At 73.8% G+C, this 25,300-nt stretch carries 19 protein-coding genes; 13 read left to right on the top strand and 6 right to left on the bottom strand.

The window, feature by feature from the left end; all coding sequences use genetic code 11:
• Window positions 1–41: 41 nt before the first annotated feature.
• On the bottom strand, window positions 42–1,985 hold the full coding sequence (locus tag ACFV8H_RS13745; RefSeq protein WP_380399346.1) for a glycoside hydrolase family 5 protein: 1,944 nt from the start codon (window positions 1,983–1,985) through the stop codon (window positions 42–44).
• A gap of 308 nt (window positions 1,986–2,293) precedes the next feature.
• Between ACFV8H_RS13745 and ACFV8H_RS13740 the strand changes: the two genes are divergently transcribed.
• From ACFV8H_RS13740 to ACFV8H_RS13730, 3 genes are all read left to right on the top strand, one after another.
• Window positions 2,294–2,449 carry a DUF6131 family protein gene (locus ACFV8H_RS13740; protein WP_380399345.1) on the top strand — a complete coding sequence of 52 codons (156 nt, stop codon included), beginning with the start codon at window positions 2,294–2,296 and terminating at the stop codon, window positions 2,447–2,449.
• Between the two features lie 236 nt (window positions 2,450–2,685).
• Window positions 2,686–4,104 (top strand): APC family permease, encoded by a 1,419-nt coding sequence (locus ACFV8H_RS13735; RefSeq protein ID WP_380399343.1) that lies wholly within the window; start codon window positions 2,686–2,688, stop codon window positions 4,102–4,104.
• A gap of 131 nt (window positions 4,105–4,235) precedes the next feature.
• Window positions 4,236–5,873 carry an amidohydrolase gene (locus ACFV8H_RS13730; RefSeq protein WP_380399341.1) on the top strand — a complete coding sequence of 546 codons (1,638 nt, stop codon included), beginning with the start codon at window positions 4,236–4,238 and terminating at the stop codon, window positions 5,871–5,873.
• Window positions 5,874–5,891: 18 nt separating this feature from the next.
• Here ACFV8H_RS13730 and ACFV8H_RS13725 read toward each other — a convergent pair whose 3' ends face one another.
• Entirely contained in the window at window positions 5,892–6,527 is a 636-nt protein-coding gene (locus ACFV8H_RS13725; RefSeq protein ID WP_380399339.1) for a TetR family transcriptional regulator, read from the bottom strand.
• A gap of 67 nt (window positions 6,528–6,594) precedes the next feature.
• Between ACFV8H_RS13725 and ACFV8H_RS13720 the strand changes: the two genes are divergently transcribed.
• Window positions 6,595–8,058 carry an FAD-dependent monooxygenase gene (locus tag ACFV8H_RS13720; RefSeq protein WP_380399337.1) on the top strand — a complete coding sequence of 488 codons (1,464 nt, stop codon included), beginning with the start codon at window positions 6,595–6,597 and terminating at the stop codon, window positions 8,056–8,058.
• Window positions 8,059–8,122: 64 nt separating this feature from the next.
• Here the strand turns inward: ACFV8H_RS13720 and ACFV8H_RS13715 are convergent, their stop codons facing one another.
• Window positions 8,123–8,824 (bottom strand): TetR/AcrR family transcriptional regulator, encoded by a 702-nt coding sequence (locus tag ACFV8H_RS13715; RefSeq protein WP_380399335.1) that lies wholly within the window; start codon window positions 8,822–8,824, stop codon window positions 8,123–8,125.
• Between the two features lie 467 nt (window positions 8,825–9,291).
• On the opposite strand from ACFV8H_RS13715, the gene ACFV8H_RS13710 reads away from it, so the two are divergent.
• Window positions 9,292–12,075, top strand: a complete 2,784-nt coding sequence (locus tag ACFV8H_RS13710; RefSeq protein ID WP_380399333.1) for an SdrD B-like domain-containing protein — start codon at window positions 9,292–9,294, stop codon at window positions 12,073–12,075.
• Between the two features lie 170 nt (window positions 12,076–12,245).
• Window positions 12,246–13,040 carry a hypothetical protein gene (locus tag ACFV8H_RS13705; RefSeq protein WP_380399331.1) on the top strand — a complete coding sequence of 265 codons (795 nt, stop codon included), beginning with the start codon at window positions 12,246–12,248 and terminating at the stop codon, window positions 13,038–13,040.
• A gap of 19 nt (window positions 13,041–13,059) precedes the next feature.
• Here ACFV8H_RS13705 and ACFV8H_RS13700 read toward each other — a convergent pair whose 3' ends face one another.
• On the bottom strand, window positions 13,060–14,733 hold the full coding sequence (locus ACFV8H_RS13700) for an FAD-binding dehydrogenase (RefSeq protein WP_380399329.1): 1,674 nt from the start codon (window positions 14,731–14,733) through the stop codon (window positions 13,060–13,062).
• A gap of 106 nt (window positions 14,734–14,839) precedes the next feature.
• Here ACFV8H_RS13700 and ACFV8H_RS13695 point away from each other — a divergent pair, with 106 nt between their 5' ends.
• The gene (locus ACFV8H_RS13695; protein ID WP_380399327.1) at window positions 14,840–16,174 is read left to right on the top strand and encodes a helix-turn-helix domain-containing protein; all 1,335 of its coding nucleotides are present in this window, start codon (window positions 14,840–14,842) and stop codon (window positions 16,172–16,174) included.
• On the opposite strand, the gene ACFV8H_RS13690 is transcribed toward ACFV8H_RS13695, so the two are convergent.
• Window positions 16,158–17,291 carry an ADP-ribosylglycohydrolase family protein gene (locus tag ACFV8H_RS13690; protein WP_380399325.1) on the bottom strand — a complete coding sequence of 378 codons (1,134 nt, stop codon included), beginning with the start codon at window positions 17,289–17,291 and terminating at the stop codon, window positions 16,158–16,160. The two genes, ACFV8H_RS13695 and ACFV8H_RS13690, sit on opposite strands and share 17 nt — an antisense overlap.
• Window positions 17,292–17,386: 95 nt before the next feature.
• On the opposite strand from ACFV8H_RS13690, the gene ACFV8H_RS13685 reads away from it, so the two are divergent.
• The 5 genes from ACFV8H_RS13685 (at window position 17,387) to ACFV8H_RS13665 (ending at window position 22,778) form a co-directional block, all read left to right on the top strand.
• Window positions 17,387–18,826, top strand: coding sequence for a hypothetical protein (locus ACFV8H_RS13685; RefSeq protein WP_380399323.1), 1,440 nt, complete (start codon window positions 17,387–17,389; stop codon window positions 18,824–18,826).
• An 85-nt stretch (window positions 18,827–18,911) separates the two neighbouring features.
• Window positions 18,912–20,114: a glycosyltransferase gene (locus tag ACFV8H_RS13680; protein ID WP_380399321.1), complete on the top strand. Its 1,203-nt coding sequence runs from the start codon at window positions 18,912–18,914 to the stop codon at window positions 20,112–20,114.
• 149 nt (window positions 20,115–20,263) lie between these two features.
• Window positions 20,264–21,247, top strand: a complete 984-nt coding sequence (locus ACFV8H_RS13675) for an aldo/keto reductase (RefSeq protein WP_380399319.1) — start codon at window positions 20,264–20,266, stop codon at window positions 21,245–21,247.
• Window positions 21,248–21,287: 40 nt separating this feature from the next.
• Window positions 21,288–21,773 (top strand): Imm1 family immunity protein, encoded by a 486-nt coding sequence (locus ACFV8H_RS13670; RefSeq protein ID WP_380399317.1) that lies wholly within the window; start codon window positions 21,288–21,290, stop codon window positions 21,771–21,773.
• Window positions 21,774–21,944: 171 nt separating this feature from the next.
• Window positions 21,945–22,778 (top strand): polysaccharide deacetylase family protein, encoded by an 834-nt coding sequence (locus tag ACFV8H_RS13665; RefSeq protein WP_380399316.1) that lies wholly within the window; start codon window positions 21,945–21,947, stop codon window positions 22,776–22,778.
• Between the two features lie 24 nt (window positions 22,779–22,802).
• Here ACFV8H_RS13665 and ACFV8H_RS13660 read toward each other — a convergent pair whose 3' ends face one another.
• Complete coding sequence (locus ACFV8H_RS13660; RefSeq protein WP_380399314.1) at window positions 22,803–24,398, bottom strand: acyl-CoA synthetase; 1,596 nt, start codon at window positions 24,396–24,398, stop codon at window positions 22,803–22,805.
• 391 nt (window positions 24,399–24,789) lie between these two features.
• On the opposite strand from ACFV8H_RS13660, the gene ACFV8H_RS13655 reads away from it, so the two are divergent.
• The gene (locus ACFV8H_RS13655; RefSeq protein ID WP_380399312.1) at window positions 24,790–25,041 is read left to right on the top strand and encodes a DUF6296 family protein; all 252 of its coding nucleotides are present in this window, start codon (window positions 24,790–24,792) and stop codon (window positions 25,039–25,041) included.
• Window positions 25,042–25,300: the final 259 nt, after the last annotated feature.

The following is a 25,300-nucleotide window of genomic DNA, read 5'->3' as shown; positions in this document are numbered from 1 at the left end:
GGATGGCGCATCCGCCGGGCACGTGCCCCTCATCGGGGTGATCAGCGCAGCGGGCGGCAGAGCAGCGCGTCCGGGACGCCGTACTGGAGCCCGCGCCAGGTGTCGGCGACACCGGCGACGTACTCGCCGTCGGCGCACTGGCCCTTGTAGAAGCCGGGCGCCCAGTCACCGGCGAGCGAGCCGCCGTTCGCCGGCCGGTTGTCGCCGCGGTCGAACCAGACCGTGCGGCCGGTGCTGGGCAGCGCGGTGGCGGCCGGGGCGCAGAGCAGTGCGGACATCGCGTTGTTGTGGACGCCGTAGCCCACGGCGAAGGTGTTGTCCGGGCACTGGAGCTTGTCGTAGCCGGAGGCCCAGTCGCCGCCGGTGACGTAGCGCTGGTCGGTGACGGTCACCCAGTCCCCGGTGCCGAGCGGCGGCTGCCCCGCGTCGGTGCACAGGCCCCGGCTGCTGCCGCGGCCGAGGCCGGCCAGCCGCTGGCCGTCGGGGCAGTCGCCCTTGCGGTTGCCGGGGCTCCAGTCGGGCCGGGCCAGCATCCGGGCCGAGACGTTCTGGTCACCGTGGTCGAGGTCGAGCATGTTCCAGCGGGCGACCGGGGCGACCGGCCCGGTGTACGAGGGGGCGTTCACCAGCTTGTTCCAGTCCGCGGCCCGCCAGTCGCCCGGGTCGTTCAGGCCGAGCTGCCGGCCGCCGGTGTCGTAGGAGAGCAGCGCCCAGCTGTCGTTCGGGACGCCGTCGTGCTGCCAGCCGACCAGCGGCCAGACCGCGAAGTCGGTGTCGTTGGCGGCCAGGACGTCGGTGAAGCGGTCGAACCAGGCCTGCTCCTTGGCGTCGGTGGAGCCGCGCCCGCCGGCGCCGAACTCGCTGACCCAGACCGGGGCGGTGAAGTGCTGGCCGTCCTGGGTGACGAACAGCGCCTCCTGGTTCACCACCTGGGCGAGCTGCTCGGGGGTGAAGTCCTCGTAGCGCGGGTCGGAGGTCGAGCCCGGGCCGCTGCCCGCGCCGGTGTTGGCCGGGCCGGTGTAGGCGTAGAAGTGCGCCGCGTAGACCAGTTTGTCCGACCGGATCAGGGTGTTGGACAGGTTCGCCACCGGGGTGAGCATCGGCCGGCCGTGGGAGAACCCGGCGGCGGGGATGCCGTACCAGTTGATGCCCTCCATGACGACCAGCAGGTCCGGGTCGGCCTGGAGGATCCGGTTGCCCGCCTCCTCGAAGGCCGCGTACTCGTCGTGGGCGTCGCCGAGGCCCCAGTTGGGGTCGTCCCAGGTGTCGCGGCGCACCTCGTTGCGCAGGTCCGCGCCGACCACCCGCTTGTCGGCCTTGTAGCGGTTCGCCATGAACACCCAGTCGTCCTCCCACTGCTGGGTGCTCTGACCGCTGTTCCAGCGCTCGTTGCCGTCCAGGCCGCAGCAGAAGCGGTAGCTGGTGGTGTGGTTGTTGAGGACGACCGCGAACCCGTCGGCGGTCAGCGCGGCCACCACGGCGTCGTAGACCTGCAGCGGGGTGCTGCCCCGGAGCTGCGGGTTGGCGGCGACGGCGGCGTCCGGGACGGCGGCGGTGTCGTGGATCATCGCGTTGGCGAACGGCAGCCGGACGGCGTTCAGGCCCAGGCCGTGGAAGCCCGCCAGGATCCGGTCGATCGGGGCCCGGTCCAGCCCGAGCGGGATGTTGTACGAGACCTGGCCGGCCTGGTTGTCCGCGGGGTCCGTGGTCGAGCCGCTGCCCTCCCAAGTCCCCTGTGCTCCGGCCCAGTTGCCGGCCTTGAGCTTGAACCGGTCGCCGTTGGCGTCGACCACGTACCGCCCCCGGGTGCTGAGCGGGCCGGTCCAGGAGGCGGCCGGCCGGGCGCCGCTCGACGCGGGCGCGGCGAGGGCGGTGGTCGGGGCGGCGGGGGCGGCCGCCTGTGCGGGTGGGGCGGCGACGATGAGCGCGGCCAGCAGGCCGGCCACCGCGAGCGCGGCGGTGCGGGCCTTTCGAAGGGGTGTCACGGATGCTCCGGCGAGGGTGACGGGGGCAGGGCTTGTCGACGGTACGTCAGAACCACCGTCCAGGACGAGGCCCGTGGGCCGCTCGCAGGGTGGAGCGGGCGCAGGGCGGAGCGGGGTGCGACCACGCACCGTGCACCGGTCGATCTCGTCGCCTCGGCCTACGCGACCACCCCGGCCCGTGGGCGTCCGGCGGGGGTCGCCGAGGAAATTCCGGGATTCCTGAATCGAAGCCCGAGAACGGGGAAGGCGCAGCATGCCTCCGCACCAGCGAAGGAACCCACCGGGAGGGCGAAAGAACGGAGCTCGTCGTGATCGTCCTCGGAGTCATCCTCCTCATCATCGGATTCGTCAGCGGCATCTCCATCCTGTGGACCGTCGGCGTCATCCTGCTCCTCATCGGCCTCGTCCTGCTGGTCATGGGCACGGTCGGCCGCGAGGTCGGCGGCCGCCGCCACTACTGGTAGGCGCCCACCGTTTCCGGCCCGACTCCGTTCGAGGAGTCGGGCCCGAGCGCTTATGACAACAGCATTGACGTGAAACGACACCGCCGGTTTCATGGCTCGCACTTCCCCCACCCCCGGGCGCCCCCCGAACATCCGCGCCCGCCCCACCCCCCCACGAGCAAGGCGGTGATCCGTTGGCATCGACGCTGAGGGACGACACGGGCAGCGGCCCGAGAACCGGCGCGCAGCACGGCGCCATGCACAGGTCCATCGGCCTGCTGGACGGCGCGGCCATCGCCGCCTCCAGTACGGCCGCCACCAGCAGCATCGGGATCGGCCTCGGTCTGATGGCGGGCGTCGTCGGCCTGCACCTGCCCGCGATCATGCTGCTGGCCTTCCTCCCCGTACTCGCCATCGCGGGCGGCTACGGACGCCTGAACGCCGTCGAACCCGACGCCGGCAGCAGCTACCGCTGGGTCGGCCGCACGCTCAGCCCCTGGCTGGGCTTCCTCACCGGCTGGGTGAACACCGTCGGCACCGTGGTCTTCATGGCCTACACCACCACCGTCACCGGCTCGGCCGTCATCCAGCTCCTCGACCAGGCGCACCTGCGCAGCATCGCCGGACTGCGCCTGGACGCCGACTCCACCGTCCAGTGCACCCTGCTCGGCCTGGTCGTCCTGCTCGGCGCCGCCCTGGTCGCCGTCCGCGGCCTCGACCTCGCCGCCCGACTCCAGAAGGCCCTGCTGGTCTTCGAGTACGCCGTGCTGCTCGGCTTCTGCGGCTACGGCCTGTTCGCCGGCGACCAGCCCTTCTCGCTCCACTGGTTCAACCCCTTCGACCTGCCCTCCTTCGGCGCCCTGGCCCAGGGCATGGTGCTCGCGGTGTTCTGCTACTGGGGGTTCGAGTCCGTGTTCAGCGTCGGCGAGGAGGTCCGCGACCCGCGGGACGCCTCGCGCGGCGGCTTCCTGGCCCTGGTGGTCATGATGCTGCTCTTCCTGCTCGCCGGGACGGCCTTCCAACGGGTGCTCCCGCTCGGCGAGTTGGCCGACAACGGCGCCCACGGCCTCACCTATTTCGGCGCCGCCCTCGCCCACCAGCCGCTCGCCGCACTGCCGTTGATCGCGCTCACCTTCTCCGCGGTGGCCTCGCTCCAGGCCTCGGTGATCCCGACCGCGCGCGGGATGTACGCGATGGGGCGCGACGGCGTGCTCGGCCCGGTCTGGACCAGGCTGCACCCCCGGCACGCCACCCCCGCCGTCGGCACCCTGCTGGTCACCGGCTTCGCCGCGCTGCTCGCCCTCGCCTCGATCGCCATCCCGACCGTCAACGACCTGATCTCGGCCGCCGTCAACGCGATCGGCATCATCGTCGCCCTCTACTACGCGCTCACCGCCATCGCCTCCGCCGTCCGCTTCCGCGGCCTGCTGCGCACCGACCTGGTGCAGGGCCTGCGCGCGGTGGTCGGCCCGCTGCTCGGCGCGGTGACACTGCTCGCCGTCGGCGGTTACCTTGCCTGGACCTTCTACGACTCCACCGACCACTTCGAACTCGCCGCCGACAACGGCTGGTTCGAGCTGACCGTGGTGGCGCTGATGATCGTCACCGGCCTCCCGTCGGCGGCCTGGGCCCGCTGGCGGCGCCGCTCGCCGTACTTCCTCGACCCGACCGCCTGACCCGACCGCTCGACCCGACGGCCCGACCCGACGGCCCGACCCGACGGCCCGACCCGACGGCCCGATCCGACCGTCCGGTCCGACCGTCCGATCCGACCGCCCTGCCGCACCAGCACGAAGGAGCACCGCCCATGACCGAGGCCGACCTCGTCCTCACCCACGGCCCCGTCCACACCGGCGACGCCGCCCGCACCCGGGCGAGCAGCCTGGCCGTGACCGGAGGGCGGATCACCGCCGTCGGCCACGACGAGGTCCACCAGCTGATCGGGCCGCGCACCGAGGTCGTGGACCTCACCGGCAGGCTGCTGCTGCCCGGCTTCCAGGACGCCCACGTCCATGCGGTCTACGGCGGCGTCGAGTTGGCCGCCTGCGACCTCACCGGCACGGTCGGCGTGGCCGAGTACCTGGACCGGATCCGCGCCTACGCGGAGGCGAACCCCGACCAGGAGTGGATCACCGGCAGCGGCTGGTCCCTGGAGAGCTTCGAAGGCGGCCTGCCCACCCGGCAGTTGCTCGACTCCGCGGTCCCCGACCGCCCGGTCTACCTGACCAACCGGGACCACCACGGCGCCTGGGCCAACACCCGGGCCCTGGAGCTGGCCGGCCTCACCCGGGACACCCCCGACCCGGCCGACGGCCGGATCGAACGCGAACCCGACGGCACCCCGGCGGGCACCCTCCAGGAGGGCGCCACCACGCTGGTCGCCCGCCTGGTGCCGCCGGCCACCGCCGCCCAGCGGTTGGCCGGCCTGCTCCGGGCCCAGCGCCTGCTGCACTCGCTCGGCATCACCGGCTGGCAGGACGCCCTGCTCGGCGAGTTCAACGGCCAGCCGGACCCGTCCGACGCCTACCTCGCCGCCGCCCGCTCCGGCGAGCTGACCGCCCGGGTCACCGGCGCGCTCTGGTGGGACCGCGCCCGCGGCGCCGAACAGATCCCCGAACTCGTCCGGCGCCGCGCCGAGTTGAGCCACGGCCGGTTCCGGGCCGGCTCGGTGAAGATCATGCAGGACGGCATCGCGGAGAACTTCACCGCCGCGATGACCAGCCCCTACCTGGACGGCTGCGGCTGCGCCACCGCCAACTCCGGCCTCAGCTTCGTCGATCCGGCCGCGCTGTGCGGGTACGTCACCGAACTCGACGCGCTCGGCTTCCAGGTGCACTTCCACGCCCTCGGCGACCGGGCCGTCCGCGAGGCGCTGGACGCCGTCGAGGCCGCCCGGGCGAAGAACGGCCGACGCGACACCCGGCACCACCTCGCCCACCTCCAGGTGGTCCACCCGGACGACCTGCCCCGCTTCGCCCGGCTCGGCGCCGTCGCCAACATCCAGCCGCTGTGGGCCGCGCACGAACCGCAGATGGACGAACTCACCATCCCCTTCCTCGGCCCCGAACGCGCCGCCCGGCAGTACCCGTTCGGCGGGCTCCAGCGGGCGGGCGCCACCCTCGCCGCGGGCAGCGACTGGCCGGTGAGCAGCCCCGACCCGCTGGCGGGCCTGCACGTCGCCGTCCACCGGATGGAGCCCGGCGCCACCCACGGCCGGGTCTTCCTGCCCGAGCAGCGCCTCGACCTCGCCTCCGCCCTCGCCGCCTACACCGCCGGCTCCGCCCACGTGAACGGTCACGACGACGCCGGCACCCTCGCCGTCGGGCACCTCGCCGACCTGGTCGTGCTCGACCGCGACATCCTCACCGGCCCCCCGGAGGAGATCGCCGAAGCCCGGGTGCTGCGCACCTACGTGGGGGGTGAGCTCGTCCACGCGGCCGAGTGAGCGCGGGCGGCCGCCCGCTCAGGCCGGGTCGACGCGCCCCAGTCCGCCGCTCAGCAGGTCGAAGGCGAGCTCCGCGGCCCGGACCGCCGCCGGGTAGTGGTCGTCGGCGGAGGTGCCGGCGGCCAGGTGCTCCTGGTTCACGATGGCGAGCTCCCGCTGCACCACGATCACCTGGACGGCCACCAGGCGGGCGGCGAGCGGGTCGACGCCCGCCTCCCGCAGGGCCGCGCTCAGGGCTTCGGCGCCGCGTCCCGAGTAGCGCGCCAGCCGTGCGGCCAGGCTCTCGGTGTCGCTGATCAGGCGGAGGAAGGCCATCACCTCGGGGTCGTCGCACAGGCCGGTGTTCGGATCGCGCCGGGCCAGGGCGTCGAGGTGGGCGGCCCGCAGCGCCTCCAGCGGGGGGAGGCCGTCCGGGCGGGCGCGGACGGCGCGGGCCGCCTCGTCCTCGTGGTCGGCGAAGCGCTGGAGGACGAGGTCCTCCTTCGTCGGGAAGTAGGCGAAGAGGGTGCGCCGGGAGACGTCCGCCGCCTCGGCGATCTCGGTGATCGACACCTGGTCGAAGCCCTTGTCGAGGAAGAGCCGGATCGCCGTCGCGGCGATCGTCTCCCGGGTGCGTTCCTTCTTGCGTTCCCGCAGGCCCATCTGCTGATTCATGCACTCAGTCTACCTCGTGGTAGACTGAGTGCAGAATTGCACCTGGTTTCTTCTTGCGGAGGTTGCTGTGCAGACCGAAGTCATCGTCGTGGGGGCGGGCCCGACCGGGCTGATGCTGGCGAACGAGCTGACGCTGGCCGGGATCCCGGTCGTCGTCACGGAGAAGCTGCTCACCCGGAGCACCCAGTCCCGGGCCGGCAGCCTCCAGCCGCGCACCGCCGAAGTGCTGGACCTGCGGGGGCTGCTGGAGCCGCTGCTCGCGGAGCTGCCGCCCCGGAAGAGCTCGGGCGGGCACTTCGCCACCCTGCCGGTCGAGCTGGACTGCACGCCGTGGCGCACCCGGTACCCGCACCCGGTCGCCGTCCCGCAGGCCGCGCTGGAGGCCCACCTCGAAGGGCTCCTCGCCGAGCGGGGCGTACCCGTGCTGCGCGGCCGCGAGGTGACGGCGATCGCCCGGGACGCGGACGGCGTGACCGTCGGCTGGCGGGCCGAGGACGGCGGCAGCGGCGAGCTCCGGGGCCGTTACCTCGTCGCCTGCGACGGCGGGCACAGCTCCGTCCGCCGGCTGCTGGGCGTGGACTTCCCCGGCCGGGAGCGGCGGATGTCCGCCGTGGCCGCGGACCTCACGCTCGCCGCGCGCTCGGCGGAAGTCCGCACCGAGCCCGGGCACTTCAGCGCGTTCGCGAAGTCGGCCAACGGCTTCCACTCGATCCTGCACCCCATCGGCCCGGACCTGTACCGGATGCTGTTCGGCAAGCTCTCCGGCGACGGCCCGGACCACGCGTCACCGGTCTCCGCGGACGAGGTCCAGGAGGCCCTGCACGCCGTGTACGGGCCCGGGACGCAGCTCGGCGAACTGCGCGCGGCCTCCCGGTTCGGCGATGCCGTGCGCCAGGTCGAGCGCTACCGCGAGGGCCGGGTGTTCTTCGCCGGGGATGCGGCGCACATCCACATGCCGATCGGCGGACAGGGCGTCAACCTGGGCGTCCAGGACGCCGTCAACCTGGGCTGGAAGCTCGCCGGCACGATCAACGGCTGGGCCCCCGCCGGGCTGCTCGACAGCTACCACGAGGAGCGGCACCCGGTCGCCGCGCGGGTGCTGCGCCACACCCGGGCGCAGAACGTGATCATGAACCCGGGGCGGGACGAGGAGCTCGCCACGGTTCGCGAGTTCGTCACCGAGCTGCTGCGGCTGCCCGACGCCCACCGGTACGTCTCGGGCATGATGTCCGGCCTGGACCTCCAGTACCCGGGGGTCGGCCCCCGGCTGATCGACCTGGAGCTGACCACCGAGGACGGGCCGGTGCGGGCGAGCTCCCTGATGGGCTCCGGCCGCGGCCTGCTGCTCTCCCTGGACGGCACCCGGCGGTCGGTCGGCGACCGGTCCGACCGGGTCGAGCACGTCCTGGCGAAGTCCGACGAGGACGTCGACGGGGCCGGGGCCCTCCTGATCCGCCCCGACGGCTACCTCGCCTGGACCGACCGGGACGGCACGCCGCTGGACACGGCCCTCGCCCGCTGGTTCGGCTGACCGGCACCGGCTGAGCGGCACCGGCCGGGCGCTGCGACGGCGGCCCGCCGCGGGGCCTCCTCCCTCAGCCGGCCGCCAGCCGGGCCGCCGCGGCGTCGAGCAGCAGGTCGAGGGCGTACGGGTAGCCGCTGCGGCGCATGTCGGTGGAGAGCAGGTGGGCGGTGGCGGCGATGTGGGGGTGGGTGGCGGCGTCGAGGCGGGCGTAGGAGGCCTGCCAGACCTGGAGGTCGGCCGTGGCCGCGGCGGCGGGGAGGGCGAGGGCGGCGGCGTCCAGGGCCGCGAAGCCGAGGCTCTGGTCGACGAAGGCGTGGTAGATCGCGACGGCCTCCGGGTCGGGGAAGCCGGCGGTGCGCAGCACGCCGAGGATCGTCTCGACGGCGGCCGTCTCGTGGCCGCGTCCGGTGGTGCGGTGGGCGGCGAGCAGGGCGGCCTGGGGGTGGGCGAGGTAGGCGGTGTGGATCCGCAGGCCGATGGCGCGCAGGTCGGCGCGCCAGTCGCCGGTGGGGCGCCAGCCGGCCTGGGCGCGGCCGATGAGTTCGTCGGCGATGGCCAGCAGCAGGTCGTCGGTGCTGTGGAAGTAGCGGTAGACGGCGCTGGGGTCGGCGCCGAGCGCGGTGCCGAGCCGGCGGACGGTGAGCGCCTCGGCGCCGTGCTGCCCGACCAGCCGCAGCGCGGTGTCGATGATCAGCTCCCGGGAGAGCACCACGCCCTGTTTGGTGGGTCGCCGTCGACGGCGCTGGGGCTCGGGGACCACGCGTTCGCTCATGCCCCGCAGGTTATGTCAGCGGTGTTGACGCAGGACAGGGGTGGGCGGTGCCGTTCGCGGCCGGACCGTGGGGGAGGTCGAGCGCGGGCAAACGTTGCTCCTGGGGCTGGTGGGTTGGAATGAATCGTGGACAGTTCTGTGCAAGCCGTGCCGAATTCCCGGGGCATTCGTAGTGCCGTTCGAGGTTCGGTCACCCTCCGTGGTCGGGCGGCTTTGTCGACATGGCGCTCATTCTGTGCCGAGAGCTTGTCCGGGTCGGGATTCCCGCTGATGGGAGGGGGTGGGAGTTGACCATCCGTCAGGAGAGCCGTGGTGGATACGTCTGACAGGTCATCAAAGTTCCACGATCGACCACCCGGTTGGGTGAATTCCCTTTAAGCTCACGTTAACCACGGCGGATTCAGGCCACGCTGTGGGCTCCCTCATGAAGTCGGGCCATTTGGGCTCTTTGGACGATGAGAGCAGGGATGAACACAACGAATGAACTGATGAACGGCGCCACGCGCGGCCCGGACCGGTCACGGCCGGGCCGCTCCGGACGCCGCGTCGTGGGCCGGATCGCGGCGCTCGCCGTCGTCGTCGGCAGCAGCTCGCTGGCGGCGGTCCCGGCGGCGGTCTCGCAGACCGGCGACGGGACGGTCACGGTCCGGGTGATCCGGGCCGTGGACGACTCCGGTACCTGGACGCCCGCGCTGGAGCCGAACATGGCGGGCGTCAAGGTGACGCTCACCGACGACGCCGGGGTGTCGATCGACGGCACCACGGCGGCGGACGGCACGGTCACCCTGGCGCCCGCGACCAGCAAGGCCACCGGCGGCAAGTACCGCGTCCAGGTGGTGAATCCGAAGCCGGGCGTGCTGTTCCCGGCCTTCGCCTCCCGCCAGGGCCTGGACGGCGCGCCCAACCAGCTCAGCTCCAACGAGGAGTTCGTCGACCTCAGCGGGGGCAAGAGCGTCTCCTACACCACCGGGCTGTGGAACCCGGCGGACTACTGCCAGAAGAACGCGCCGCTGGTGACCGCCTGCCAGACGCCCACCTACCAGGGCAAGTCCCAGCGGACCCTGGTCTCCTACCCGTACGACTCGCGCGGTCAGGAGGGCCCGGGCAAGGACGTCGTCGCGACGAACGTCGCCACCGACGCCGACACCGGGACGATCTTCGGCATCGCCTGGAACAAGGCCGACAAGCGGGTGTTCTCCGCGGCGACGGCCAAGCGCACCACCGACTACGGCCCCGCCGGCTCCGGCGGGATCTACGTCACCGACATGAGCGACCCCGCCAAGCCGGGGAGGACGAGCGTCTTCACCACCGTCCCGAACGCGGGTGGCACCGCGCACGGGGCCGGGACGGACGACGCCTTCCTCGACGTCCCCGGGAAGGAGAGCCTGGGCGGCATCAAGATCACCGACGACGGCAAGGACCTGTTCGTCGTCAACCTGAACGACCGCAAGCTCTACCGCTACGACGCCACCGCGCCGACGGCCTCGGCACCGAAGGCCGCCTACCCGATCCCGGACCCGGGCTGCCCGTCGGCTGCGGACTGGCGCCCCTACGGTCTGGGGCTGCAGGACGGCACCGGCTTCCTCGGCGGGGTCTGCTCCGGCGAGTCCACCGGCAAGCTCACGGACGTGCGCGCCCTGGTGCTGCCGTTCGACCTGGGCACCGGGGCGTTCGGCAAGCCGGTGCTCGACCAGCCGATGGACTACCCGCGGCAGTCCACGGTCGGCAGCGGCCCGTGCGACGGTGCCGGCTGGTTCGCCTGGACCAGCACCTTCCCGGCCTCGCAGAACGGCAAGGTCTGCGGCAACAGCACCATCGCGTTCCCCGAGCCCGAGCTCGGCGAGATCCTGTTCGAGACCGACGGCTCGATGCTGCTGGCCTTCAAGGACCGCTTCGCCGACCGCGGACCGGGCGCCCCGGCGCCCAACTCGGCCACCGTGATGTCCGGCGGCGACCTGAACAAGGCCTGCCCGTCGAACGGCACGTACGTGATGGACGTCAACCTCGGCTGCGGCAAGACCGTCCGCGGCGCCCGGTTCTTCTCCACCGGCTGGGACGAGGTCGGCCACCACAACACGGTGTTCGCCGGCATCGCGCTCTCGAAGGTCGAGAGCACCGTGGCGGGCTCCGCCTTCGACCCGGACCACACCGCGGTCGGCTACGGCACCTCCTTCATGGAGCGCGCGGACGGCAGCCACGCCCCGAAGTTCGGCCTGCGGCTGACCCCGGCGGGGACCAGCTCCCCGTTCGGCAAGGGCGCGGCCATGGGTGACCTGGAAGTGCTCTGCGACCAGGCGCCGCTGCAGATCGGCAACCGGGTCTGGTACGACCCTGAGCGCAAGGGCATCCAGAACCCGGGCCAGACCCCGGTCAAGGGCGCCACCGTCAACCTCTACGACGAGTCGGGGAAGGTCCTCGGCACCACGAGGACCACGGCGCGCGGCGAGTACTACTTCGACAACAGCAACGTCCCCGGAGGCCTCAAGCCGCACACCAAGTACACCATCCGGATCGACAACCCCGCCGACTACGCCAAGGGCGGCCCGCTGTACCACTGGGTGCCCACCGACCACGACGTCGGCGACAACCACTTCATCGACTCGAAGGGCATCGTCCCCGCCGGCGCCAAGTTCCCCGAACGGGCGCTGACCACCGGCGGACCGGGCGAGAACGACCACACCTTCGACTTCGGCTACCGCCAGCAGGAGGGCGCGCTCAAGCTGGTCAAGAACGACCAGGACGGCAAGCCGCTCGCCGGCGCCAAGTTCCAGCTCTGGCACGAGACCAACGGCACCGACGGCCTCCAGGCCACCGGGGCCAAGCCGGACACGCCCGTCGGTGACCCGTGCACCACCGGCAAGGACGGCATCTGCCAGGGCGCCGGCGTGCCCGGGACGTACTACTGGCAGGAGTTGAGCCCGCCCGACGGCTACTCGGCGCCCGACAACACGGTCTTCGGACCGCTGGTGCTCACCGCCGACAACCTGGAGGACGGGGTCGGCGTCACGGCCGTCAACAAGCTGATCCCCACCCCGACGCCCACCGCCTCGTCGACGCCGACCCCGACGCCGACACCGACGACGACCCCGCCGAGCACGCCGCTCCCACCGGCGCCCGCTCCCGGCGGCGAACTCCCGCACACCGGAGCCAGCAGCGGCATGCCGCTGATCGCGGCCGGCGGCGCGGTGCTGATCGCCCTCGGCGCGGGACTGTTCCTGGTGGTGCGCCGACGCCGGGGCCAGCACCAGTAGCCCTGCTGTCGGCCACCCACCCCGGCCTGACGGGGTGAGGCCCGGACCGGGCGGGTACGCGGACCGAGAGGACCGCGGACCCGCCCGGTTCCCGTACCCGGCCGGCTCGCCTTCTCACCCGCCGGCTTCCTGCCGCCCGCCCGCAACGACCGATCGGAGCACACCCCCGCATGACCCGGAAGACGAAGGCCCCCGCCGTCGAACCGCCTCGGCGCCGCCGCCCCCGCTGGTTGACGGCGCTGGTCGCGTTCGCGGTGTGCGCCGCCGTCGCGGGCGGCGTCGCCGCCTACGAGACGACCTCCGACCAGGCCTCGGAGCGGCCGGTCAGCAGCGACGAGGCCGCCCGGCTGGCACTGTCCCGGCTGAACCTCTACCAGGCCAGCCCCGTGAACGTGGTGCTCACCGCGGACGAGGGCGGGGGAGTGCGGATCCGGGTCGAGGGGGTCGTCGACTACCGCGCCCACCGGGGCGCCGGCCGCTACACGTCCACCGGAGCGAGCGGACCGCTCGACCACGGGCTGGTGGTCTGGGACACCGGCGGCCTCGGCCTCGCCCCCGAACCCGCGGGCGACGGGAGCCCGCCCTGGCAACAGGCCGAACACGTCCCCCGTTCCGGCTGGTCGCCGCGCTCGTACACCGCCGACCCGCTGGACGCCGGCCTCCAACTGCTCACCCAGCTCGGCGCCGACCGCCCCGACAACCCGGTACTGCTCGCCCAGTCCGGCGCCCGCTGGCTCGGCCAGGACCGGATCGACGGCCGCAGCTACGACCGCTTCTCCGGCCCGCGCGCCCAGGGCGCCGCACCGGACGGCAACCGCTCGCCGCTCACCTACTGGGTGGACGGCGACGGCTCGCTGCGCCGGGTCACCATGCGGATGGCGAGCCTGGGCACGCCGGCCACCGTGGAGTTCTCCGGCCGCAACGCGGACGCCAAGCTCCCCGAGGCGCCCTGGCTGACCAGTTGACGAATCGTCAAGTCGCCTATCAGGTACTGGAGATGGCGAGACCGGCCGCCCGTCCGGAGAAGATGCACCCGCCGAGGAAGGTGCCCTCCAGGGCGTTGTACCCGTGCACGCCCCCGCCGCCGAAGCCGGCCACCTCCCCGGCGGCGTACAGGCCGGGGACGGGTGCCCCGTCGGCGCCGACCACCCGGGAGTCCAGGTCGGTCTGCAGACCGCCGAGGGTCTTGCGGGACAGGATGTTGAGCCGTACGCCGATCAGCGGGCCGTGCGCCGGGTCGAGGATCCGGTGCGGCCTGGCGACCCGGGCGATCCGGTCGGTCAGCGACCGGCGGGCGTTGCGGATCGCCATCACCTGCACGTCCTTGCTGAAATCGTTGCCCAACTCCCGGTCCCTGGCAACGATCTGACGTTCAATCAGGGCGGCATCGAGCTTCGGGCCGCGGGCGATCCCGTTCATCGCCGCGACCAGCTCGGGCAGGGTCCGGGCGACGACGAAGTCCTCGCCGTGCTGCTTGAACCGCTCCACCGGGCCCGGGGCGCCCTTCGCCAGCCGGCTCCGCACCGCGAACGCGAGGTCGCGTCCGGTCAGATCGGGGTTCTGCTCCGAGCCGGAGAGCGCGAACTCCTTCTCGATGATCGACTGGGTCAGGACGAACCAGGAGTAGTCGTGGCCGGTGGCCAGGATCTGCTTCATCGCACCGATCGAGTCGGCCCCCGGCACGCCGGACATCCCGGTCAGCCGGCGCCCCTCGGCGTCGAACCACATCGAGGACGGGCCGGGCAGGATCCGGATGGCGTGGTCCGGCCAGACCGGGTCCCAGTTGTGCACGCCCTCGGTGTAGGCCCACATCCGGTCGCGGTTGACCACCCGGCCGCCCGCCCGCTCGGTGATGGCCAGCATCCGGCCGTCGACGTGGGCGGGCACGCCGGAGATCAGGTGCTCGGGCGCCGGACCGACCCGCTCGGTCGGCCAGTTGGCGCGCATCAGCGCGTGGTTGTGCCCGATGCCGCCGGAGGTCACCACGACCGCCGCCGCCCGCTCCTCGAACGGGCCGGTCACCTCGCGCGAGGACTTGACCCCGCGCGCCGAGTCGTCCGGCGCCAGCACCGAGCCCCGGACGCCGACCACCGCGCCGCCCCCGCCCTCCTCCGTCAGCAGCTCGTCCACCTGGTGCCGGAAGGCGAACCGCACCAGCCCGGCGCGCTCCGCCCGCAGCACCGGGCGCAGGAAGGCCTCCACCACGCCGGGCCCGGTGCCCCAGGTGATGTGGAAGCGCGGCACCGAGTTGCCGTGGCCGGTGGCCGAACCGGCACCCCGCTCCGCCCACCCCACCAGCGGCACCACCCGGTGGCCCAGCTCCCGCAGGTAGCCGCGCTTGCCGCCCGCCGCCCACGCCAGGTACGCCTCGGCCCAGCGCCGGCCCCAGACGTCCTCGTCGTCCGGGCGGTCGAAGCCGGCCGAACCGAGCCAGTCCTGCCGGGCCAGCTCCAGGGAGTCCTTGATCCCGGCCCGCCGCTGCTCCGGACTGTCGACGAAGAAGAGCCCGCCGAGCGACCAGAACGCCTGGCCGCCGAGATTGCGCCGGTTCTCCTGCTCGACGACCAGCACCCGCCGGCCGGCCTTGGCCAGCTCGTGTGTCGCCACCAGTCCGGCCAGGCCGGCCCCGACCACGATCACCTCAGGCTGGAACGGCATGCAGCTCTCCCTCGGGGGAATCCGCCGTCGCCCGGGCGCGACGGCCGTACGGTCCCCATGGTCACGGGCGGGCCGCGGGGGCGGGCACTAGGCTTGTCAGGTGGTGATGAAGAAGACTGTGCCACCGGAGCACGGCACACGGGTAGGGGGCGCGTCGTCGGCCGCCCGGGCAGCTGCGGACCGGCCCGCAGCCGACTGCCCTGCCGCCGACCGCTCCGCCGTCGACCGCCCTGCCGCCGACCGCTCCGCCGCCGTGGCGCGGATCCTGGCGGACGAGCCCGGCATGGTCGAGGCCGCCCTGGCCGCCGTCACCCGGGAGATCCCCGCCTACGCCAACCTCGACGCCCGCCAGCTCGAAGAGGTCCGCTCCCTGATCGTCTGGACCCTCCGCCGGGTGCTCGCACTGTGGTCGGTGGACGGCGCCCTGGACGCCGACGACCTCCGGATGTTCCGCGGCGTCGGCGCCGTCCGGGCCCGTGACGCCCGCCCGCTGGCGGCCGTACTGCGCGCCTACCGGGTGGCCGCGCTGGCCTTCTTCGACCGGATCGGCGAACGCTTCCCCGACACCGTCCCGTCGCGTGACCTCAGCGCGCTGGCCCGGGTCTGGCTGACGGTGCTCGACCAGTCCTCGGAGGCGGTCTTCGACGGCTACGAGTCCACCGGCCGCATCCTCAGCGAGGACCGCGAACGCGCGCTGCGCGGCCTCCTCGCGGACCTGCTGCTCGGCCGGCAGAGCCACGCCGGCACCCTGCGCGCGCGGCTGCGCGAACTCGACGCCGAACTGCCCGCCACCTTCGACCTGTTGGTGGTCTCCCCGGCGGCCGGTGCCGCCGGTGCCGCCGACGACGCGGCACGGGCGGCCGCACTGGCGGCCACGGCCCTCGACCCCCGGGCCGCAGCCGACCGGGTCCCAGCCGACCGGGCCGGCGACCTCGAACTCACCTCGCTGCACACCGTCATGGACGGCGTCGGGGTCGCCCTGCTCAAGGCCGTCGACCCGGCGGCACTGGACCGCCTGACCGGCGCGCACGCCCTCACCGGCGCCCGGCTCACCGGCGTCACCGCCGCCACCGCCCCACGCGACTACCGCCTGGCCCTCCACGGCCTCCGGCACGCCCCACCACCGGTGCGGACCGAGCGCCGGGTGCTCGACCGCGGCGACCTGGAGGTGGTGGCCCTGGTGACCGGACACCCGGACGCCGCCCCCGCCCGGGTCACCGAGGCCGTACTCGGCCACCTGGCCCAGGACGACGACACCCGCCGGACCCTCGACGCGGTCATCTACGCCGACGGCGCCGCCGGCGCGGCCGCCCGCCTCCACCTCCACCCCCAAACCGTCCGCTACCGCCTCCGCCGCCTCGCCACCACCACCGGCCGCGACCCCCGCACCCCGTGGAACCGCTTCGTCTTCCAGACCGCCCTCCTCACAGCCACCCCCTGACGCCCCACCCGGAGGACCGCGGCCCGGCCGTCACCCCCCGGGGGTAGCGGTCCCACCAGTGCGGGTCGCGGGCCGGGACGTACTCGCCGCCGCCGGGCGAGTCGACGTACTGCTGGAGCAGGTCACGGGCCAAGGTGTCGAGCACCCAGGCGAGTTCGAGCCGACTCAGCAGCTCCACCGGTAGGGCGTCGACGCCGTGCGCGGCACCGAGCAGGGCCCCGGCGGTGGCGGCCACCGAGCTTCCGTCCGGCGCTCCGGCCGCGAAGCGCAGCGCCGCGTCCACGGTGTCGCGGCCGGGGAAGCGGGAGACCACCAGGAGCGCGCCGAGCAGGGCCGAGGAGGCGGTCGCCTCCGGGGCGATCCAGGCGAGCTGCCCGGGGTCCGGGCCGGCAGCGGGTGCTTTCAGCAGGTCGAGGACGACGTCCGGGCCCGCCGAGTGCGGCGCGGGCAGGGACCGGACCAACGCGTCGACCGGGTGGTCGTCACCCGGCCGGGAGGCCGTCCAGGTACGGAAGGGGTCGTCCTCGGCGAGGCAGCGGGACACCAGCCAGGCCGCGCCGAGCGCCGCTTCCTGCGCGTCCGGGGCGCCGTGGGTGAGCGCGGCCGTCCCGCGGATCACCTCGCCGGCAGTGGGCCCGAAGAGGCGGTGCACCAGCCCGAGGGCCAGGCCCCGGGTGAGCGCGTGGGCGCCCCGACTGCCGGTGACCGGCTTCGTCGGGGAGCCCGGCACCAGGCCGGTCAGCGCCGCCACGGTCGCCGGGGCGCTCCCGCGGCGCTCGCGCAGGGCGGGCACCCGCGCGAGCCAGCCGTCCGGCCAGCCACCGCCGCCCCGCGTCCAGCGCTCGGCGATCCGGGCCGGCTCGATGCCTTGCAGGAAGGCCCAGCGGCAGTACGCGTGCCAGACCACGGACGGCGCGTGGCAGATGCCCTTGTGGCTCATCCGCACCGAGGCACGGATCGCCCCCTCGATGGTGAACGCCGCCAACTGGGTGCCCACCCCGACCCGCAACGGCCCCTCGGCGGGCCATCGGCCCCGGACCACACCCGCGGCGTCCCCCAACGCCGCGCCGAGCACCAGTCCCCGCACCCGCCCCTCGTCCACCACGATCTCCGGCACCGTCCCGCCCCTCCGTCTGCCCGACACCCCGCCGCACCATCCCAGCACACCCCCACCGGAGCGGGGGTGTCAGTGACGGTTCGTAGGTTGCCCGCGTGAACATTGATGATCTTCTCTGGCAAGCGCGCCGCCACGGCGGCGTCTACCCGCGGATGGTGCGCAGTCTCCTCGACCTGGGGCGGCTGGACCTGTTGATCCGGGCGGCGCAGGAACGCGGCGACTGGAACTGCGCGGAGGCGGCGGCGCGGGAGCTCTGCGCGGCCGGGGAGTTCGACCGGGCACTGGCACTGATGGACCCGTTCACCGACATCGGCTGGCGGGCCGCCGAATGGCTCACCGCGGAGCTGATGATCCGGCGCGGCGAGGGCGACGAGGCGCTCGCGATGGTCCGCCCGGACGCGGCCGAACAGGGCGACGGCCACGTGAGCGCACGCTACGCGGAACTGCTGGTGAAGGCCGGGCGGGCGGACGAGGCCGTCGACCTGCTGGTACCGCACCTCGGGGAGTTCTGGCTCCGGTCGCACCTGGTCGAGGTTACCGAGGGCCAGGGCCGTGACGACCGGGTCCTGGACGCCCTCACGCAGGCTGCGGCGCGCATGGAGGGCACGGGGGGCGTGCCGTGCGCGAGCTGCGGTCAGTCGTGCGGGGCGCACCGGAGCGAGCGGTGGCACGTGCTGCTCCTGACCTCCCGGGTCCTGGAACGCGCTGGGCGCACGGACGAGGCCGTCGAGGTCCTGCGCACCGAGATCGCCTCGGGCCGCCGTCACCCCGTCAACTTTCCGGAGTACTACGCGGAGCTCCTCGCCCGGCAGGGCCTGACCGAGGAGTTGGCGGCGCTCGCCGTCAGCGAGCGCTACTCCGCCTTCGACGTGTACGCGAAGGCACTGGAGGACGCCGGCCGGGCAGGCGAGGCCGAGACCCTGCTGCGCGAGGCGATCGAGGCCCACGACCACCCGAACGATCGTGCGGCGCTGATGCGTCTCCTCGTCGGGCAGGGGAGGGTCGACGAAGCCGTGGAGACCGGCCGGCCCACCTACGACTACTACGACTGCGGGAACCTCCTCCACTGGGCGCTGGAACTGCTCGTCGACGACGGCCGCCCCGACCGGGCGCTCGAACTGCTGGAGGGGCTCACCGGTGCGTACGCCGAGGGGCATCCGGAAAGCATCCTCCAGCTGCGGTTCTGGCTGTTGGGCGAGGCGGGCCGCTGTGCCGAGGGTCTCGCGGAGGCCACCGCCCTCAACGAGCGGGAGCCCGGGGAGTGGGACACCGTGGTGGCGCGGCTGCTGGAGCGGGACGGCCGCCCGGAGGAGGCCCTCGCGCTGCTCCGGGCGTCCACCCGGCACGGGGTCGACTTCGACCTGACCGAGACGCTGATCAGACTGGGCCGCCCGGAGGAGGCCCTCGCCGCCGTCCCGACGATCGCGGAGGCGCGCGCGGCCGCCGAACGGCGGGAGCGTGAACTGACCGAGCAGGGGGAGCAGGACGACCCGTGGGCCGGTGTCGGCGCAACCGCGCAGGCACCCCCGTTCTGATCCCTCGACCGGCCGGTGTCCGCGAGCCAGGAGCAACGGCTGCGCGTGGGTACGGAGTTGCGGCGGGAGGCGGCAGAATCGTGCCATGCGCATTCTGATCGTCACGGCCGGTTCACGCGGAGATGTCGCGCCCTACACCGGGCTCGGGCGGCGGCTGCTGGACGCGGGCCACCAGGTCGCCGTGGCCGCCCACGCGTCCTTCGCCGGGCTGCTCGCCGACTGCGGGCTCGAACACCGGCCGGTGCCGGGAGACCCGCACGAGCTGGTCCGGGAGTTCTCCCGGGCGGCGCTGCGGGCCTACACGGACGGGCTGGCCGACGGGGTCGCGGAGGCGGCGGCGGGCGGGGCCGATCTGGTGCTCACCGCCTTCGGCCCGGCACCGCTGAGCCGGGCGGCCGGCGAGGCGCTCGGCGTCCCCGTCGTCGGCACCTACCTCGCCCCGTCGTTCGCCACCCGGGAGTTCGCGCTGCCCAACGCCCGGAACGCGGACGACCTGGGGCCGGAGGGCAACCTCGCGGCGGGCCGGGACGTGCTGAGGCGCGCGGAAGGGCTCTTCGCGGACGCCGTGACCAGGCTGCGCGCCCGGCTCGGGCTGCCCGCCGACCCGCCCACGGCCGACACCCGTCCGGCCTTCCACGGCTACAGTCCGCTGGTGCTGCCGCGCCCCGCCGACTGGCCGTCCCGGGCCCGGGTGGCGGGCTACTGGTGGCCCGCGCGGCCGGCCGGCTGGCAGCCCCCGGCCGACCTGCTCGACTTCCTCCGGGCCGGCCCGCCCCCGGTGTTCATCGGGTTCGGCAGCATGGCGGTCGGGGACGGGGAGCGGCTCAGCGGGCTGATCGCCACGGCGGTCGAGCGGGCGGGCGTACGGGCGGTGGTGCAGGCGGGCTGGGCCGAGCTGACCGGCTGCGGCGACGACGTCCTGACCATCGGTGACGTCCCGCACGACTGGCTGTTCCCCCGCACCGCCGCCGTCGTCCACCACGCCGGAGCGGGCACCACGGCGGCCGCCCTACGGGCCGGGGTGCCCGCCGTCGCCGTGCCCGTCATGGCCGACCAGCCGTTCTGGGCGGCCCGGCTGCACACCCTGGGCGTCGCCCCCCGCCCCGTCCCGTTCCAGGACCTCACCGCCGAAGCCCTCGCCGACGCGATCACCACCTGCCTGACCGACCCGACCCACCACCACCGCGCCACCCACCTCGCCCGCGAACTCGCCACCGAGGACGGCGCCGCCCCCCTGCTCGCCCACCTCGACTCACTGCCCGGCATCCCGAACGCGAAGCCGCGGTAGCGCCGGCCTGACAAACGCTCACAGAGGGCGGACACGTTGCCCGGTCCGGGGAGTCGGAACGGCAACCGGACCAGGTCCCGGCGGGTTCGCCTCCGGCTGCTGCCGGGCCCCGGGCGGCGTCGGGTGGGGTGGCGTGAGAGGCTCCTGGCATGGAACAGCGCGTACTCGGCCGGACCGGCCGTCCCGTTTCGGTGGTCGGACTCGGCACTTGGCAGCTCGGTGCGGACTGGGGTGACGTCCGGGAGGAGGACGCCCTGGCCGTGTTGGAGGCGTCGGTGGAGGCGGGGGTCACGCTCTTCGACACCGCGGACGTCTACGGGGATGGTCGCAGTGAGCGGCTGATCGGCCGGTTCCGGAAGGAGCGGCCGGACGCGGAGGTGTTCGTCGCGACCAAGTTCGGCCGCCGGGTCGAGCAGCGGCCCGAGCACTACCGTCTCGCCAACTTCCGTGCCTGGGCGGACCGTTCGCGGGAGAACCTGGGCGTGGAGCGGCTGGACCTGGTGCAGCTGCACTGTCCGCCGACGCCGGTCTACTCCTCGGACGAGGTGTTCGACGCCCTGGACACCCTGGTGGCCGAGGAGCGGATCGCGGCCTACGGGGTGAGCGTGGAGACCTGCGCGGAGGCGCTGACCGCGATCGCGCGCCCGGGCGTCGCCAGCGTGCAGATCATCCTGAACGCCTTCCGGCTCAAGCCGTTGGAGAGGGTGCTGCCCGCGGCGGAGGCGGCCGGGGTGGGGATCCTGGCGCGGGTGCCGCTCGCCTCGGGGCTGCTCTCGGGCCGCTACAGCGAGCGGACCGTCTTCGGCGCGGACGACCACCGCACCTACAACCGCCACGGCGAGGCCTTCGACCAGGGCGAGACCTTCTCCGGCGTGGACTTCGCCACGGGCGTCGAGGCTGCCCAGGAGTTCGCCGCGCTCGCACCCGAGGGCGCCACGGCGGCGCAGACGGCCCTGCGGTGGATCATCCAGCAGCCCGGGGTCACGACGGTGATCCCCGGCGCCCGCAACGTGGCGCAGGCCCGCTCCAACGCCGCGGCCGCCGAGCAGGCCTCGCTGCCCGCGGCCACGCTCGACGCCGTAGGGGAGCTGTACGACCGTCGCATCCGGCCGCAGGTGCACGACCGCTGGTAGGAGCGTCGTCGGCGGTCGCCGCCGGGTCTGGAGGGGATCGGTGGCACTACCGGTACTGGTCGAGGTCCGGTACCGGCCGGACCAGATGGCGGATCCCGGCCGTCTCACCTCCGTCGAGGACGTCGATCGCCTGATCGACGAACTCCTCGACGGCTCGGCGTACGAGAACCTGGCTCAGCTGACCCACCTGGCCAGGGGGATCGTCAAGCCGAGAGTTCCGGGCCACGACTTCCCGGCGGTCCCTGATCACGACTTCCAGGTCGGAGTCGACCGCGAGCAGAACGTCGGGGTGCTGCTCTTCATCGACAGCGGTGGGAACTTCGTGACGGCGGGCCCCCCGGAGTCGCGGAACGCCCCCGCGTACTACCTCGCGGGGCACTGGACCGAGTTCCGGGACCAGGTGGAGGTCCCCGTCGACCTGGTGCGGGCGGCGGTGAAGGAGTTCCTGCTCACCGGCGGTCGGCGCCCCACCTGCGTCGCCTGGAAGAACCAGTACGAAGCCGACGATCGGGAGCCGGCTCCGTGACCTCGCCGACGTCGCCGGCCTCGCCGGCCTCGTCGCTCCACTGAGCGTCAGCGCGTTCCGGCGGGAAATGTCACCGGTCTGCTACGCGCGTCGAAGCGGGGAACCCCGGTGGGGTGGTTGACGTCCTCGACCTCGAAGAACACGCAGGTGGAGCCGGGGGAGGGGTCGTTGATGGACATCAAGGCGCGCATGGGGAACGTGGGCAACCGGTCGCGGGCGGCCGTCGCGGTGGCGGTCGTCGTCGCCGCGGCGACGGCTTGGGCGGTTCCCGCGGTCACCGCGACGGTCCCCGGCCATGACCGGAACGTCGCCCAGGCGCAGGACGGGTCCGCCGAAGGGCAGGGCGGCCAGGACGGCGCCCAGGGCAGCGGCGGCGGTGCGCAGTCCGGCGGCATACCCGAGGGCATAGCCCACGCCTCGGAGGCCGGGGGCAACGCCGTCAACATCACCATCGACGACGGCCCGGACCCGGTCTGGACCCCGAAGGTCCTCGACGTGCTCAAGCGGTACGGGGTGAAGGCGACCTTCTGCATGATCGGACCGCAGGCCAAGGCCCACCCGGACCTGGTCAAGCAGGTGGTGGCGGCCGGTCACCGGCTCTGCGACCACACCGTGGACCACGACACCACGATGGACAAGAAGCCCGTCGCCTACCAGGAGCGGGAGATCCTGGACGCGAAGAAGATGATCGAGCAGGCCGCGGGCGGCGCCGAGGTCATGTACTACCGGGCGCCCGGCGGCTCGTTCACCCCCGACAGCCGGCGGATCGCCGCCGCGAACGGCATGCGCCCGCTCGGCTGGAACGTCGACTCGAAGGACTTCGAGAAGCCCGGCACGGCGGCCATCGTCGAGACGGTGAAGAAGGAACTCGCGCTCGGCCCGACCGTCCTGTTCCACGACGGTGGCGGCGACCGGCAGCAGACCGTCGAGGCCCTCGGCCAGGTGCTCACCTGGTTGAAGAGCCAGGGCCGCGCCACCGGCTTCCCGGTCCGGACCACTCCGTGACCGTCGCCGTCCCGGCCGGCCGGGCTAGCGGATCCCGGAGGCCCGGTCCCGGAGTTCGCGCTTGAGGAGCTTGCCGCTCTGGTTGCGGGGCAGTTCGGTGACGAAGAGGACCTTCTTCGGCACCTTGAACGGTGCGAGTCGGCTCCTGACGTGGGCGATCAGTTCCGCCGCGGTGGGGGCGGGACTGCCGGGCCGGAGCACGACGAAGGCGGTGACCGCCTCGATCCACTTCTCGTCGGGGACGCCGATCACCGCGACCTCGGCCACGGCGGGGTGGCTGTAGACGGCCTCCTCGACCTCCCGGGAGGCGACCAGCACCCCGCCGGTGTTGATGACGTCCTTGATCCGGTCGACCACGGTCAGGTAGCCGGCTTCGTCGGCGACCACCAGGTCCCCTGAGTGGAACCAGCCGTCCTTGAAGGCCTCGGCGGTCTGCTCGGGCGAGTCCCAGTAGCCGAGGCACAACTGCGGTGAGCGGTAGACGACTTCGCCGGGGGTGCCGGGCGGCACCTCGGTGCCGGTCCGGTCCACGACGCGGGTCTCCACGAACAGCACCGGGCGTCCGCAGGAGGCCGGGCGGTCGAGGTGCTCCTCCGGCCGGAGCACCGTGGACAGCGGGCCGATCTCGGACTGGCCGAAGCAGTTGTAGAAGCCGACCTGCGGGTAGCGGGCGCGCAGCCGGTCGAGCACCGCCACCGGCATGATCGAGGCGCCGTACTGGGCCTTGCGCAGGGAGGACAGGTCGTGCCGGTCGAGGTCCGGGTGGTTGGCCAGCGGAACCCACACGGTCGGTGCCAGGAACAGCGAGCCGATCCGGTCGCCCTCGATCCGGCGGAGCAGCTCGGGGATGTCGGGCGACTCCAGCAGCAGGACGGAGGCGCCGACGGCGAGGTACGGGAGCAGGAAGACGTGCAGGGCCGCCGAGTGGTAGAGCGGCATGCAGATCAGCGGCCGGTCGTCCTCGCGCAGGTCGAGGGCGTGGAGGGCGGACAGGTAGGCGTGCACCAGGGCGCGGTGGGGCATCATCGCGCCCTTGGGGCGGGAGGTGGTGCCGGAGGTGTAGAGCAGCTGGGCGAGCTCGGTGTCGGCCGGACCGGTGCCGAGTTCGGGCACGGGGCCGGCCGACGCGGCCTCCAGCAGGCCGGTCCCCGGGAACCCGGTTCCCGGAAGCGAGGCCTTCGGCGACCCGCTCCCCGGTAGCCCGGCCGGGTCCTCCCGCAGGGGCAGCACGTGTTCGACGGCCAGGCCGTCCCGGACCCGCTCGACCTCCGGCGCGAGCGCCGGGTCGCTGAGCACCGCGCGGGTGCCGGACTGGCCGAGCAGGTAGCGCAGTTCCTCGCCGGTGAGGGCGTGGTTGACCGGGACGTGCACCAGTCCGGCCCGGGCGCAGGCGAGGAAGGCGATCGCGTAGGCGTCAGAGTTGCGCCCGTACGCGGCGACCCGGTCGCCGGGCCGCAGCCCGAGCCCGAGCAGGTGCCCGGCGGCGCGGCTGACCGCCTCGTCGAGCTGCCGGTAGGTCCAGCTGCGGTCGGCGAAGGTGAGGGCGACGCGGTCGGGGGCCCGGCGGGCGCTCCGGCGCAGCAGCCCGTCGACGGTGCCGGCTCGGGGGTCGTCGCTCATGGTCACGGTCACGGTCTCGCTTTCGTACGGCGGGGCGGTGGGGCGGTGGGGCGGTGGGGCAGTGGGGCGGCTGAACGGTTGGCGGCTGGGCGGCTGCGCCCGGTCCGGACGACCGGAGCGGGCAGGAGCAGCCTGCCCGGTCCGGACCGCTCGCACCAGGGCCCGCGCCCGGCCGGTGCGCCCGCCCGGCCGGTCCGTGTGGTGCGTGTGGTGCGTACGGGCGTGTGCATCGGCCCTGACCGGGTAGGTGCCCGGGTAACCATCGATTCCGGGGCCCGGCACCGTGCCGGGCCGAAGGGTGCTGCGAAGACGGTCACCGTTCGTATGCGACGGCCCGACCTCGGAGGAGAATCGACGCCATCGGGCGGGGAATCCGACGAGGAGGCCGGCCATGAAGAGCCTTGAACGCCGCTACGCGGTGACCCTGCCCGGGTCGATCGGCGGGCACGCTCCGCCGCCGGTCGTCGTGGTCCGCATCACCGAGGCCGTGGGCCCCGGCGGCGGACCGGTCTGGACGAACCACGTCGGCGACCTCCGGGTGGAGATCATCGGCGAGGTCGCCACCGTCCTGTCCGCCCCGGACGGCACGGGGCGGCACCCCTGCCTGCACGCGGTGGCGCTGCCGGACCGCCTCGCGCCGTAGCGCGCACACCTGTACGTGCCTGTGGGCGCCTGCGCACCTGCACGTACCCGGGGCGGCGGGAGGCTTCGACCTCGCCGCCGACACCCTTGCCGCCGACACCCGCGTCTCCGGCACCCTCCCGCCGGGCCTGGCCCGGCAGTACCACCGCCGGCTCACGGCGCACCAGCACGAACCGCTGATCCGGGCGGCGCTGGAACAGCTCGCCCACGGCGAGCTCTGAACCGGGCCCGGCGCCGGTCGGCAGGGGGCGGGTGGGTTC

This window comes from Kitasatospora sp. NPDC059827 (assembly GCF_042731675.1).
Classification (GTDB): domain Bacteria; phylum Actinomycetota; class Actinomycetes; order Streptomycetales; family Streptomycetaceae; genus Kitasatospora.
This window is presented reverse-complemented; position numbering and strand designations above follow the sequence as displayed.